The sequence below is a fragment of the Rhizobium sp. O111 genome (genome assembly GCF_055616315.1).
Genome location: NZ_JBSHXL010000001.1, coordinates 2,764,389 through 2,778,140 on the forward strand (window position 1 = coordinate 2,764,389; position 13,752 = coordinate 2,778,140).

General features: G+C 62.7%; 11 protein-coding genes and 1 other RNA gene. 3 read left to right on the top strand and 9 right to left on the bottom strand.

Annotation, left to right across the window (positions count from 1 at the left end; genetic code table 11):
• Positions 1-175: 175 nt before the first annotated feature.
• A complete protein-coding gene (locus ACVTFQ_RS13965) occupies positions 176-739 on the top strand; it encodes a DinB family protein (protein ID WP_111563315.1) in 564 nt (187 codons plus the stop codon).
• On the opposite strand, the gene ACVTFQ_RS13970 is transcribed toward ACVTFQ_RS13965, so the two are convergent.
• The 6 genes from ACVTFQ_RS13970 to ACVTFQ_RS13995 all read right to left on the bottom strand — a co-directional run bounded on the left by ACVTFQ_RS13970 (position 736) and on the right by ACVTFQ_RS13995 (position 9,399).
• Positions 736-2,118 carry a virulence factor family protein gene (locus tag ACVTFQ_RS13970; RefSeq protein ID WP_111563316.1) on the bottom strand — a complete coding sequence of 461 codons (1,383 nt, stop codon included), beginning with the start codon at positions 2,116-2,118 and terminating at the stop codon, positions 736-738. The two genes, ACVTFQ_RS13965 and ACVTFQ_RS13970, sit on opposite strands and share 4 nt — an antisense overlap.
• A complete protein-coding gene (gene mprF, locus ACVTFQ_RS13975; RefSeq protein WP_111563317.1) occupies positions 2,115-4,718 on the bottom strand; it encodes a bifunctional lysylphosphatidylglycerol flippase/synthetase MprF in 2,604 nt (867 codons plus the stop codon). Before mprF ends, ACVTFQ_RS13970 begins: the two co-directional genes overlap by 4 nt.
• Positions 4,719-4,965: 247 nt before the next feature.
• Positions 4,966-7,161 carry a mechanosensitive ion channel family protein gene (locus tag ACVTFQ_RS13980; protein ID WP_112435321.1) on the bottom strand — a complete coding sequence of 732 codons (2,196 nt, stop codon included), beginning with the start codon at positions 7,159-7,161 and terminating at the stop codon, positions 4,966-4,968.
• Between the two features lie 107 nt (positions 7,162-7,268).
• On the bottom strand, positions 7,269-8,288 hold the full coding sequence (gene gnd, locus ACVTFQ_RS13985) for a phosphogluconate dehydrogenase (NAD(+)-dependent, decarboxylating) (RefSeq protein ID WP_018899659.1): 1,020 nt from the start codon (positions 8,286-8,288) through the stop codon (positions 7,269-7,271).
• A gap of 221 nt (positions 8,289-8,509) precedes the next feature.
• Positions 8,510-9,097 carry an IMPACT family protein gene (locus tag ACVTFQ_RS13990; protein ID WP_162717993.1) on the bottom strand — a complete coding sequence of 196 codons (588 nt, stop codon included), beginning with the start codon at positions 9,095-9,097 and terminating at the stop codon, positions 8,510-8,512.
• Between the two features lie 158 nt (positions 9,098-9,255).
• Positions 9,256-9,399, bottom strand: a complete 144-nt coding sequence (locus ACVTFQ_RS13995) for a DUF1127 domain-containing protein (protein ID WP_018899661.1) — start codon at positions 9,397-9,399, stop codon at positions 9,256-9,258.
• 553 nt (positions 9,400-9,952) lie between these two features.
• On the opposite strand from ACVTFQ_RS13995, the gene ACVTFQ_RS14000 reads away from it, so the two are divergent.
• A complete protein-coding gene (locus ACVTFQ_RS14000) occupies positions 9,953-10,411 on the top strand; it encodes a hypothetical protein (RefSeq protein ID WP_111563320.1) in 459 nt (152 codons plus the stop codon).
• A 56-nt stretch (positions 10,412-10,467) separates the two neighbouring features.
• On the opposite strand, the gene ssrS is transcribed toward ACVTFQ_RS14000, so the two are convergent.
• The 3 genes from ssrS to ACVTFQ_RS14015 form a co-directional block, all read right to left on the bottom strand.
• Positions 10,468-10,626, bottom strand: a non-coding RNA gene (gene ssrS / locus ACVTFQ_RS14005) — 6S RNA.
• 72 nt (positions 10,627-10,698) lie between these two features.
• Positions 10,699-11,076: a cell division protein ZapA gene (locus tag ACVTFQ_RS14010; RefSeq protein ID WP_111563321.1), complete on the bottom strand. Its 378-nt coding sequence runs from the start codon at positions 11,074-11,076 to the stop codon at positions 10,699-10,701.
• Between the two features lie 15 nt (positions 11,077-11,091).
• Positions 11,092-11,367: a DUF4164 domain-containing protein gene (locus ACVTFQ_RS14015; protein WP_112435322.1), complete on the bottom strand. Its 276-nt coding sequence runs from the start codon at positions 11,365-11,367 to the stop codon at positions 11,092-11,094.
• A 384-nt stretch (positions 11,368-11,751) separates the two neighbouring features.
• Here ACVTFQ_RS14015 and tkt point away from each other — a divergent pair, with 384 nt between their 5' ends.
• Complete coding sequence (gene tkt, locus ACVTFQ_RS14020; RefSeq protein ID WP_111563322.1) at positions 11,752-13,725, top strand: transketolase; 1,974 nt, start codon at positions 11,752-11,754, stop codon at positions 13,723-13,725.
• The last annotated feature ends 27 nt before the right edge of the window (positions 13,726-13,752 follow it).

Here is a 13,752-nt window from a genome sequence, read left to right on the forward strand (position 1 = left end):
TCGCGTGGATGGTCTGTATGCTTTTGTCGGTATTCATCGGCGGCCCTTTGGATCAGATAGCCAGAATCGGCTAACCTTCGCCGGGAACCTATCGCGCAGGCCTTGCGCCTGGATTGCTAATAACGCGGCTGCTAAAATTACGCGGAACTTACGGATCCGCCGCAGAGGGAGAGCCATGCCTGACTTCGACCCCATCCGATCCTTCCGCAAGCTCGCCTATAACAACGCGCTCGCCAATCATCGCCTGCACATGGCCTGCGCGCTGTTGCAGCCCGGCGAGTTCGAGGCGCCGCGCGTCAGCTTCTTCCCGTCGATCAAGGCGACGCTGAACCATATCCTGACGGTGGACTGGTTCTATGTCGATGCGCTGGAGGGGGGCACGCTGGGGCCGCAGGCCTGGGTGGTCGAGGAGCCCTGCTCCGATATCGCAAGCCTTGCCGCCGAACAGAAGGCCGTCGATGCAAGATTGGTGACGCTCGTAGAAGCGCTATCGCAGCAGAAGCTGGTCTCAACCGTCGAGATCCATCGCGGCGAACGTATCCAGCGGGAGCGGATGGAGGATGTGCTCGGTCATCTCTTCCAGCACCAGACGCATCATCGCGGCCAGGTGCATGCCATGCTGGCGGGCACCAGCGTGAAGCCGCCTCAGCTCGATGAATTCATTGTCTCAGACGATGCAAGGTTCCGGGGCGACGAGATCGCCGCCCTCGGATGGAGCGAAGAGAAGCTGATGCGCTAATCCTGCAGCCGCGCCTTCAGCCCGTCGATGATCGTCTTGCTGAGCAGCGCGTAGTTTTCGTCGAAGTGATGGTCGCCGGCGAGTGCGATGACATCGACGCCGCTATCCTTCAGATCCGGGCAGGCAACCTCGTCGTCGTCTTCCTTGCCGTAGACGCACTGGACGATCTTCGGATCAACGGCCTTCAGATCCGCCACCGGATCGCCGCCGGCGCCTTCGGTCTTGGCGCCGAGCCAGCCCATGACGGAGATCTGGTAATCCACCTCGTGCGACAGCGACAGCAGCGAGATCTGCGCCACGGCGCTCTTTGCCGCCGGCTTCAGCCGTGAGAAGGCGGCCGGCACGACGTCGGCGCCGAAAGAATAGCCGACCAAGAGAACATGCTTGACCTTCCACTGCTTGCGGTAGAGCTCGATGATCTTGCCGAGATCGTCGGCGGTTTCCTGCGGCTTACGCTCCGACCAGAAGTAATGCAGCGAATCCACGCCGACCACGGGAATACCCTGTTTCTGCAGCGCGGCACCCACTTCCTTGTCGATATCGCGCCAGCCGCCATCGCCGGAGTAGATGATCGCCATCGTGTCGAAGGCAGGCTTGGCGTCGAGGATCGTCAGCGGCAGCCCGAGCGGATTGTCGGCATTGCCGGATGCGGCGATCAGATCGTCGAGCGTGCTGCTCAGCGTCGTCTGCGCGTCGTCCTGGGACTCGCGAATGTCGATGTCGGAATGCGCCTTCTTCAGCTCATCCGCATGCGCGCGGCCGTCCTTGTCGGCATTGGGCGTGAAGGCGGCGATGATGGGGTCGGGCAGCGCGATGTCGCTGAGGCCGTAGATCATCCGGTCACCGACCGTCTTCTTCTTGGCCGGCGTGCAAAGCTGCTGCGTCAGCGGAATACCCGCGAGCGGATCGATCGCCAACGTCTGGCCGATGGTTGCATCCGGCGTCTGCGCGGCGATTGCCAGCGCCAGCGCCCCGCCCTCGCCGATGCCGGCGACGATCGGCAGGTGATAAGGGCTATTGCCGGCGGCGCGCTGCACCTGCTGGCTGAGCGACTCGATATCGGAGACCAGATAGATGCAGCCGTCATTGTCGCTGACGTCGTATTTGCGCAGAGCATCGATGTAGGATGGGAAATCGACGCCGATGACAACGGCGCCCTCGCCCACCAGCCGGTCGGCTTCCGTCTTCTCCTTGTCGCCCCAGCCCGCGGCGTCCGAGATCAGCATTACGGCGCCCTTGACGTCACCGTCAGGCAGGAAGATGTGCGGCGACGGGATGAGCCCGGTCTCGAACTCCTGCGTCGTCTCGTCGGCCGCATGTGCGGCGGGAATGGAGAGCGCCAGCGCACAGGCGGCGGCCAGAATGTGTCTTTTCATCATTTCCTCACGACCCCTTTCAATCCGCCGCCGATCAGGAGCGTCGCGTCCATCAAAGCGATCATCGGATTGCCTCCTCCGGACACCGCAAGATAGCGCGGATGCCATTGAGGGTGAAACTTGGATTTGAAGGCCCTCAGGCCCTTGAAGTTGTAGAAGCGCTCGCCGTGCTCGAACACGGTGCTGCCGATGCGGTCCCAAACGGGCGCCGTCTCGCGCTTCGACATGCCGGAAAGCGGGGCCATGCCGAGGTTGAAGTGCGAGAAGCCCTCGGCGCGCAGATATTCCATGATCTGCACGAACAGGAAGTCCATGGAGCCCTTCGGCGCATCCGGCGAGAAGCGCATCAGGTCGATCGTCCCCTCGTCCTTGGCGCCGGTGATCAGGATGTTTGCGAAGGCGACAATCTTGCCTTCAAGCTTCAGGATGCCGACCGGCTGAGCCAGAATGTAGTCGGGCGTGAACGCGCCGAGCGAAAAGCCCTTCTCCTTGGCGTTGTGGTCGGCAAGCCAGGCATCGGAAACCGCTGCCAGCTCGTCCATCACGCCAGGCACGTCTTCCGCCGCGATCACCTCGAAGCTCAACCCGTCGCGCTGGGCGCGGCTTGCGGTCTGGCGCAGGTTCGCCCACTTGCCGCCCTTCATCTCGAAGGTCGAAAGGTCGGAGACTGCGAGCTCGCCGAGCTTGAAGGCCCGCAGGCCCGCATCGGCGCAATGCGAAAGCAGTGCCGGGGAGATCTGGTAGAACACCGCACGGCAACCGGCGGCGCGTGCGGTCTCGACGAAGCGCCACACAAGCTCCGGCATCGCGCTGCGGTCGCCGACGGGATCGAACAGCGCGATCCACGAGCGCCCCTGGCGGCCATACATGATGAAGGCATCGCCCTTGTCGGAGAACATCACGCTCTTGTCGCCCATGCGCACCAGATTGGCGTCGGCGTAGCGCTGCTTCTCGACGATATCGACGGCGCGCTCCAGCGCCTCGTCCGTTGCCGGCTCGAGCCGGGTCGTTGCCGGCCGCAGCAGGCTGAAGACCGCGATGGCGGTCGAGATGATGGTGATGCCAAGCACGGCGCGCAGACCGCGCGGCGCCTCGTCGGCGAATTCGAACTGCCACCACAATTCGTTGCTGTAATCGACGTCGCGATAGACGAAGAGCAGGATGACCACGGCGCCGACGCAGACAACGGCAATCGCCGTCAGCCACGACGCCGTCAGCGTCTGGTTGAGCAGCGAGGCGCGGCGACGGAACAGGCGACGGCTGACGAACAGGCCGAAAATCAGGAAAGCGAGGAAAGCGGCCTCGACCAGCGCCACGGCCTTCAGCAGCGACAGCATCAGCGCTGCCGCGGCCGAGAAAATGGTGATCCACCATGCGCCGTCGAGCTTCTGGCCAAGACCGCGCGCGGCGACGACCAGCGCCAGCCCGGCAAGGCTCGCCAGGAAGTGCGCGCCTTCCACGATCGGCAGCGGCAGATAGTTGGAGAGGAATTCGAGGTTCGAATCCGGCGTCGGCGTGACGCTCGAAAAGATCAGCATGACGCCAAGCAGCAGCGACAGCGCCGAAAGAAGCTGCGGCATCAGCCGGATGCCGATCCGGCGGAATCCGGAGGCGACGGGATGGTCGGCGAAGCGGCGAAGCTCGGTCGCCGAGACCGCCAGGACCGCCAGCAGCAGCGGCACGACGTGGTAGATCAGGCGGTAGAGCACCAGCGAGCCGAGCACGGCGTCGATATTAACAGCACTGCCAAGTGCCGCGATAATGACCGTTTCGAACACGCCGAGACCGGCCGGCACATGGCTGAGCACGCCGAGGCCGACGGCAATCGCGTAGACGGCGAGAAACACCGGCCAGCTGATCGCCGTCTGCGGCAGGAGAACGTAGAGAACGGTGGCGGACGCCGCGATATCGAAGGCGGCGACCAGGAATTGCCGCGACCAGGTGGCGGAATCAGGCAGCCGCAGCGAGAAACGCCCGATACTGACCGCACGACCGCCACGGCCAAGCACGACACCCGCCGCCAGCACCAGCACGATCGACCCGCCGACAAGGCGCAGAACCCAGCTGCTGACATCGATCAGCGGCGCGATCTCGTCCGCGATGGCGAGAAGCGCGATGGAGCCGACGCCAGCCAGGCCGAGGCCGAAGGCGATGGTGACGAAAGCGATGACGCGGCCGATATCCTCCGGCGTCAGGCCGAGCCTTGAATAGGCGCGGTAGCGAATGGCCCCGCCGCTGAGCGCGCCGAAGCCCGCCGTGTTGCCGACGGCATAGGCGGCAAACGCGGTCAGCGCGACCTGCGGAAACGGCAGCTTCTTGCCGACGTAATCGATGGCGTTGACGTCATAGAACACCAGCGCGAGGAAGCTCAGCGCCGTGAAGAACAACGCAAGCACCATCGAGCTGATCTTGGTGTCGGCCAGCGCCTGCACCACGTCGTCATAGCGCACCTCGGTCGTCAGCTGCTCGATCGCGAAACCGACCATGCAGAACACGGCCAGCGTGGCGAGCGCCGTCAGATGCGTCCGATACCGGCTGAAAAACCGCGAAATGGCGGATTCTTCTATGACTTCAATCTCTTCCAAATTGGCGTGCTTCGACATTACGAACCGTCGTAAACCTACATATTAGCGGGAATCATGTCTTGGACATCTAACATAACCTGCATGTAAGTTCTTGGACGCAAGCCCGCGAATACATGCCAACACTATCCCAATGCCGCTTAACGACGCCTGCTTCATCCCCAATTGGGGCATTTTTGGCGCGGGGACAGGGGTTTGAATATTGTATTTTCGTAAGGTTAAAGCCCTCGGTGGCTGATGCCGGCATCCGTGGATGCCGGCACTCAGGCTAGGCGGCCGGCTCGGCGCCCTGACCGCTCTTCTGCGCGGCGTAGCGCGCAGCCGCGGCATTGGCGTCGGCATCATGCGTCTCGCTCGACACCTGCAACGTCGGCACGGCGAATTCGATGCCGTTTTCCTTGAAGGCCGTGCGGATCATCGCCAGCGCGTTGCGGCGGATAACGAACTGCTCGCCGGGCTTCGTCATCATCGCCAGGCGGATGACGATCGCGAACTCGCCGAACTGCTCGACGCCCTTCATCTTCAGCGTCTCGATGATGTGAGGCGCGTAATCGGGATTGTCGAGCAGCTTCTGGCCGATCTGCTTGATCACCTTCTTCGCCAGCACGAGATCGGTGTCGTAGGTGACGTTGAGGGTGATCTTGTCGATGGTCCAGTCGCGGTTGAGGTTCTTGACCGCGCCGAGCTCGCCGAACGGCACCGTCGTCAGCGGTCCGCGATGGTGGCGCAGCCTGACGGAGCGCAGGCTGAAGGCCTCGACCACGCCCTTGTGGCTGCCGCTCTCGATATACTCGCCAACCCGGAAGGCATCGTCCCAGAGATAGAACATGCCGCTGATCACATCCTTGACGATCGTCTGCGCCCCGAAGCCCACCGCGACGCCGACAACACCGGCGCCTGCGATCAGCGGCCCGATCTCGACGCCCAGCCCCGAGAGCACCATCAGCACGGCGATGACGGCGATCACGACGGCGAGGATATTGCGGAAGATCGGCAGCAGCGTCTGCAGCCGCGCCCGCCTTGCCTTCTCGTCATCGTTGATCGAGCCTTCCAGAGGTGAGTCCTCCAGCCTGCCGTTGATATAGGCGCGCGCCAGATGCCAGAGCAGATCGGCCGCAAGCAGAATGACAATGCCGCCGACCGAGCCGCGCACGATCCGGTCGATCATCGTCTCGCCCGCCGCCATCCTATCGGCCGCGAAGCCGAGAATGCGGCCGAGCCAGAGGGCCGCGATGGTGATGATGATGGCGCGCACGCCGCGATCGAGCAGCACAGCCGCGATCCGCTTCTTGGCGAGGAACCCGGCTTCCGCCTTGTGCAGCGCCCGCACGGCAAGCGTCGAGACACGCAGAACACGCGGCAACGCCACAAGATAGATGCCGATCCACAAGATCAGATTGAAGCCTGCCACCCACAGCAGCCAGAGTGCTGCGAAATAGATGGTCAGCATCCAGGAGGCCGTCGTGCTTTTCTGCCCCTCGTCTACAGGACGCGACCAGACCGCTTCGGTCGCAATGGCAAGCAGCCCGAGCCCGAGCGCGTAGGCCACGAGATAGCGCGAGCCGGGAGAGAAGCCCAGCGGCGCCATCAGCTGGATCAGCACCCAGCCGAACACGAAATAGATGATGAAGGTGCAGCTGCGCTTGAACCAGAACATCGCGGTTGCGCGCGAGACGTCCCTTTCACCACCGACATGCGGCAGCGTCACCAGCGCCACGATGAGGCGGCCGACCGAGATGGTGACGCGCGAGACGATCAGCGCGATGGCGACCGCGATCGCCAGCGATTGCGTGATCGGCGGCCAGTTGAAGAGCACGAGTGGCACGAGCGTGGCGACACAGAACACCAGCGCCGGCACGATGCGGTAGCTCAGATTGTTTGCCGCATGGTGCGCGACCGTGACGACCGCGCCATCTTCGAGTTTGACACGCGGGCGCGGCACGATCATCCGGAACAGGAATTCCGCCACCACCCCGGCCAGGAACAGCGCCAGCAGCTCGATGGTCACGAATGCCCAACCACTCGGCTGCACCTCGCGCTCGACGATCTCCGATGCGTTCTCGACTTCATCCGGCAGCGTCATCGCGGCACCGGAGACGAGATCGAAATGACGGCGCGCATGGCCGAGAAAATCGGAAAGCACCGACATCTGCTCGCCGGACATCTCGCCGCCGGGTGCTGCCGGTTGTGCCGGGGTGCTCGCCGGCTGCGTTGCCGCCGGGGCCTGCCCTGCCGGAGCCAGAGCCGCCGGGCTTTGCGTCTGCGCCTGCGTCGCCATCCATTGCTTGACGGCGGGCGTTTCCATGAGCTGCAGCATCTGCCGCACCTCGGCGGGCGGCGGCGCTGCCGGTGTCGGGCTGGGTGTTGCCGCGGGCGTTTGCGCCGCGGCACTCGAAACGATCATGCCAAATGCAAGGAGCGGCAGAAGCCGCCTCGTGATGCGCGCACCAAACCCCAGACCCATACCAGCCCCTCCAATATATATAGCGTAGCTTATATTGAAGCGCGGGAAAGAAAAGCCCGCGCAGCTTGTGGCTGCGCGGGCTTGGATAACCATTATTGCTGAATGGTTTACGCCTTCGGCTTTTCGACGTGGCCGCCGAAGCCGGCGCGCATGGCCGAGAGCACCTTGTTGGCGAACTCGTCATTGTCGCGCGAGGAGAAGCGGCTGTAGAGCGCGGCACTCAGAACCGGCGTCGGAACGCTTTCGTCGATGGCGGCCATGATCGTCCAGCGGCCTTCGCCAGAGTCGGAAACGCGGCCGGCATAGGCGCCGAGCGCGGGATCGGCATGCAGCGCATCCGAGGTCAGGTCGAGCAGCCAGGAGGTGATGACGCTGCCGCGACGCCACACTTCGGCGACGTCCTGCAGATTGAAGTCGTACTGGTAGTGCTCAGGATGCGCGATCGGCGCCGTCTCGGCATCGACTTCATGATTATCGGCGCCGATATTGGCGCGCTTCAGGATGTTGAAGCCTTCGGCATAAGCCGCCATCAGGCCGTACTCGATGCCGTTGTGCACCATCTTGACGAAGTGGCCGGCGCCGTGCGGGCCGCAATGCAGATAGCCCTGCTCGGCCGTGCTGCCGGCCTGATCGGGGCGATGCGCCGAGGGAACCACATTGCCGACGCCAGGCGCCAGCGACTTGAAGATCGGCGAAAGCGATTCAACCACGGCCTTTTCGCCGCCGATCATCAGGCAATAGCCACGCTCGAGACCGAAGACGCCACCGCTGGTGCCGACGTCGACATAGTGCAGGCCCTTGGTGATCAGCTCGCCACCGCGGCGAATGTCGTCGTGGTAGTAGGAGTTGCCGCCGTCGATGATGATATCGTCGCTGTCGAGCAGCGGCGTGATCTGCGCGATCACCTTGTCGGTGATGGCCGCCGGCAGCATCAGCCACACGGCGCGCGGACGCGAAAGCTTCGAGACGAACTCTTCCAGCGAGGCGCTGCCGATGGCGCCCTTGCCGACCAGATCGTTCACGCTTTCCGTCTTCGCATCATAGACCACGCATTCATGGCCATCACGCATCAAGCGCTGGACCATGAAGCTGCCCATACGGCCCAAGCCAACCATGCCAAGCTGCATCTCATAATCTCCTGAGAATTGAGAATCTAATCGATATTATGCGCGAATACCTATCACTCGCACTGCAGCACGCAAGCGAAGTCTCCGTCACAATAGCGGGAACGCCGACGCTTCGCGCGCCGATAAACGCGAGAACCGCGAGCCCGCAAGGCCTTCCGCCGAATCTGGAAACTAAAAAAATATTTCGAATGTCAACCGCAAACCGCCAATAAGGCTGCGGCTCATTGCTGCACCGCAAGAATTACGCGGCCACTGGTGGCATCGCTGAGCATCCGTGCGGCCTCGGAAAACACCGCTTCCGGCACGGAAAGCGTCAGCAGCGCACCCGCATCGACGAACACCTCAGCCACCACGCGCACGCCGGCGAAGCCCGCAAGCCGCGCTTTCACCAGAGCCAGATCGGAAAAATTCACCGAGATCTCCGCCTCGACCGTCGCGACCAGCTCAACCGTCGCCGCAGCCCTCAGACACGCGGCGGCGGTGCCGCCATAAGCGCGGATCAAGCCGCCGGTGCCAAGCAGCACGCCGCCGAACCAGCGCGTGACGACGACCGCCACCCGGTCGAGCGCCTGCCCGTCGATCGCCTGCAGGATCGGCTTGCCTGCGGTGCCGCTCGGCTCGCCATCATCGTTGAAGCGATAGTTCTGGCCGATCCGCCACGCCCAGCAATTGTGATTGGCGGCTGGATCACCGTGCGCGGCCAGAAACGCCCGAGCATCCTCTTCCGAGCCGATCGGCGCCGCGACAGCCAGAAATCGGCTTTTCTTGACGATCTGCTCCAGGGTTTCGATGCGGGTGAGTGAAAACATGGCCATTGCCATATCGCCAGCACCGCGCGCTTCGCAAGCAAAACCGGCTTGAAGCCCAAGCCCCGCTCGCAAATCAAAGGCCACAAAAGCAAAACGCCCGCAGCTGGAAGCAACGGGCGTTTGAAATCTATCTGCTCGTGAAGAGCAGCAATCGCATGTTAGCGAGTGGCGTCGCGAGCAACGCGCTGGATCTCGGAGCGGTCGATACCGAGGTCGTTCAGCGCACGGTTGGACATGCGGCCGAGTTCGCTAACGGTCTGACGATACTTGCGCCAGTTATTGAAGGAGCGTGCTACGTTCATGATGATCCCCTTTCCTAGGGCTTTCAGCGCTTGGCAGCGTGTTTGCTGCCCGTGTCTCTCTGTTGATGCGAATATATGCATGAAGGCCGACAACGAACAGCGCTAAAGCATCAGAACACCCATGCACCGAATGCATAACTAAAACCGTGCTGCTTAATATTTTTGCCCTCAGAAAAGCCGTAAACGTTTTTGGAAAACGCCATTTTGCGGCGATTTCGCCCGAATTCGCGGAATGGCATTTGGCTCGACCACAATCGTTAAAGTGTTTTAACCGTTTTAATCGCCGGATATCGGCTTCAGGCTTCGAAAAATGAGCAATTCCTGCGTGAGAAAAACTCGGAACGCCTCCCCTGCACTGAGCGCATGTATTGTTGGCCGCACTGCGACACCGTGCCAGATAGCCACCGAAGCCCTAGTCACACGCCCGTTTTTCGCCGCCGACAGCCCGCCACCCCATTGCCAGCAAACCCGGCATACGGCAGTAGAAGCGCGCCGGCGTGATCGTGCGCGACAGCCGGTGGCCGTGCCAGCACCCGCGCAACAAGGACGTCACATGAAGCATATCCTCGCCGCGGCCACGCTCGTAACCACCACCCTGCTCTCGATCACAGCCACCCGCGCCGCCGATTTCGGCGTCACCCCGATGACGGATGGCGACACGTTCATCGGTTGCCTTGCGCAGAACAACCACACCGGCATCGGCTACCTCGCCGTCGGCGACAAGCTGGCGCTGTTTGCCAATGCCGACGCCTTCGCGATCACCAAGGGTGAGCGCGTCAACGGGACATGGTCGGTGGATGGGGCTGCCGCCGCGGAGTTTTCCTCGACGGCCGACAGCGACAAGACAGTGACGATCGACGTTCCGAACGATGCCGCGGCTGTAACCGCCTTGACCTCGGGCAAGGAACTGACCGTCACTGCCAACGGCATCGACGTCATCCTGCCGCTGACGGGCACGGAGGAGGCATTCGCCGCGCTGACGACCTGCATGAAGGAAAACGGCGCTGAATAGCGCCTGATACCAGGGCGCTCGAAGCGCGATACGGTCGCTGACGATGAGAAAGAGGAGTGCGATCCGCGGCAACCGATGGAGGTTTACGATCCTGGGTGCCTACAAACGTAGGTGGGCGCCATATGTCCAAGCCCACGGGCCTGGCCAGGGACAGCTCCCTTTGGATCGAGTATGGCCCCAGGGATTGTGGTTCCTGTCGAGAGGCGCAGATCGCAACTGCTATATAAGACCGATCCATGACGTGCGCCAGAGGCTGACGCGGGCGTCCCGGATTTAATTCAAGCGCTTCAGTTCAGAGCAGCCGGCGCCCGGCCGTTCAGCTTGTCGGTGATCCCGCGCAGCTGGCTGCTGACCTCGACGATGGCGGCCGCGATGCTCTCTTCGGTGCGCGTCGTTGCCGCCTGCACCGTGTCGCGGTTGCTGCGCAGGCTTTCCAGCTCGGTTTCGAGCGTCGCGACGCGCCGCGTCAGTTCCGAGATCTCGTCCATGATCATGATGCCGGCCATGACGGTGATCCTGAGATCGCCGATTTCGCCGAACTGGCTCTTGAGATGGCCGACATAGCGGTCGAAACGGGTGGCGAGATCGGTCAGGTGATCTTCCTGCCCCTCTTCGCAGGCCATGCGGTAGGCCTTGCCGTCGATCGTTACCGTTACCTGCGCCATATCCTAAGCCCTTTATTAGCGGTCGAGAACCGCGCGGATCGTCTCCATCGCCGTCACCAGACGACGCGACACCTCGCGATTGACCTCTTCCAGGCGGTTCGCGCGGAATTCCGCCTGATCGAGCTCCTGCGCCAGCTTGGAGCGATCGGCATGCACGCGGCGCACCTCGCCCTCGATCTCGCCGGTCTCGCGCTGCCGCTCGATCCGGGCGTCGACGGCGCTGTCGAGCGCCGAAATCGACTGCCGGAGCTCAAGGAGCGCTGCATCGATGCTGTTGCCTGTGGATGTCATGTCTTTCCGGTTCCCCGCGCAAGACCCGCGAATCGGTAATGAGGCCCGACGCGATGTTTTCAAAAGGATATGCAGCTCGCCAACTGCCCGTCAATAAAGGCCTAAGGGCGGCAGGCGAGCTAGTTGTGGATGACTGAAATCGGCGGCTCTGCCCGTGGCTCCGTCAGCGGCCCCGTTGGCGCCTCTGCCGACACCTCTGTCACACGCCTGTCAACTTTTGTTAAAATCGTTGGTCAAATGTCAAAAATCGTCATTCCGACCCCTCTATTAGGGCTTCGATTTATTGACTTGCCTGCTCCAACTGCTATTTGTGCACCCGCTCTCATTGATGGTCTCCGCAGGCTTGAGGCCATCCCCCGACACCCCGGAACAAGCGGAATAGCGATGATTTCTCCTGAACAACACGACCGGATGGCAAACGCGATCCGTTTCCTCTCAATGGATGCAGTCGAGAAGGCGAATTCCGGCCATCCGGGCATGCCGATGGGTATGGCCGATGTCGCCACCGTCCTGTTCTCGAAGTATCTGAAGTTCGACCCGTTGAAGCCGCATTGGCCAGACCGCGACCGTTTCGTGCTGTCGGCCGGCCACGGCTCGATGCTGCTCTACTCGCTGCTCTATCTAACCGGCTACCCTGATATGTCGGTTGACGACCTCCAGCAGTTCCGCCAGCTCGGCTCCAAGACCGCCGGCCACCCGGAATATGGCCACGCAACGGGCATCGAAACCACCACCGGCCCGCTCGGCCAGGGCATTGCCAATGCCGTCGGCATGGCGATCGCCGAACGCAAGCTGCGCGAGGAATTCGGCGCCGACCTGCAGGATCACTACACCTACGTGATCAACGGCGACGGCTGCCTGATGGAAGGCATCAGCCATGAAGCCATCGCGCTCGCCGGCCACCTGAAGCTCAACAAGCTCATCCTCTTCTGGGACAACAACTCGATCACCATCGACGGCGCTGTCTCCCTGTCGGATTCGACCGACCAGATCATGCGCTTCAAGGCCGTTCACTGGCACACGATCGAAGTCGACGGCCACGACCAGGCTGCGATTGCCGCTGCCATCGAAGAAGCCCACAAGTCCGACAAGCCGACCTTCATCGCTTGCAAGACGGTGATCGGCTTCGGCGCTCCGAACAAGCAGGGCAGCCACAAGGTTCACGGTTCGCCGCTCGGCGCCGAGGAAATCGCAGCGACCCGCAAGGCGCTGAACTGGGAATACGCACCCTTCGTCATCCCGAACGACGTTCTCTCCGATTGGCGCGCCGCCGGCACGCGTTCGGCTGACGCCGTCAAGGCATGGGAAGGCCGCCTCGAAAAGGCAGCGACCAAGGCCGAATTCACCCGCCGCTTCGCGGGCGACCTGCCCCAGGGCTTCGACGCCGCCATCAGCGACTACAAGAAGAAGCTCGCCGAGACCAAGCCGACCGTTGCTACGCGTAAGGCTTCCGAAGACGCGCTTGAAGTCATCAACGGCTTCCTGCCCGAGACGATCGGCGGCTCCGCCGACCTGACGCCGTCGAACAACACCAAGACCAGCCAGATGCATTCGATCACGCCGACGGACTTCGCCGGTCGTTACATGCACTGGGGTATCCGCGAGCACGGCATGGCGTCGGCCATGAACGGTATCGCGCTGCACGGCGGTCTGATCCCCTACGGCGGCGGCTTCATGATCTTCTCGGATTATTGCCGTCCTCCGATCCGCCTCGCTTCGCTGATGGGCATCCGCGTCGTCCACGTTCTGACGCACGATTCGATCGGCGTTGGCGAAGACGGCCCGACCCACCAGCCGGTCGAGCAGATGGCCTCGCTGCGCGCCATCCCGAACCTGATGATGTTCCGCCCGGCCGACGCCGTCGAAACCGCCGAGTGCTGGCAGATCGCGCTGAACACCAAGGACCGTCCGTCGGGCCTGGCGCTCACCCGCCAGAACCTCACCACGGTTCGTACCGAGTACAGCGAGAAGAACCTCTGCGAACTCGGCGCCTACACGCTGGCAGGCAATGCCGACGCCAAGGTGACGATCTTCGCTTCGGGCTCCGAAGTCGAGCTGGCCGTCGCCGCCCGCCAGACGCTTGAAGAAAAGGGCGTTACCGTCCGCGTCGTCTCGGTCCCCTCGACCGAACTGTTCTTCGAGCAGCCGGATGCCTACCGCGCCGAGATCCTCGGCAAGTCGCCGATCAAGATCGCCGTCGAAGCCGCCGTTCGCGAAGGCTGGGATGCGTTCATCGGACCGGAAGGCACCTTCATCGGCATGAAGGGCTTCGGTGCTTCGGGTCCTGCCAAGGATGTCTTCAAGAAGTTCGGCATCACGACGGAAGCCGTCGTCGCCGCAGTTGAAGCCAAGCTTTGATCTGATACAAGGAGCGCCTCAGGGCGC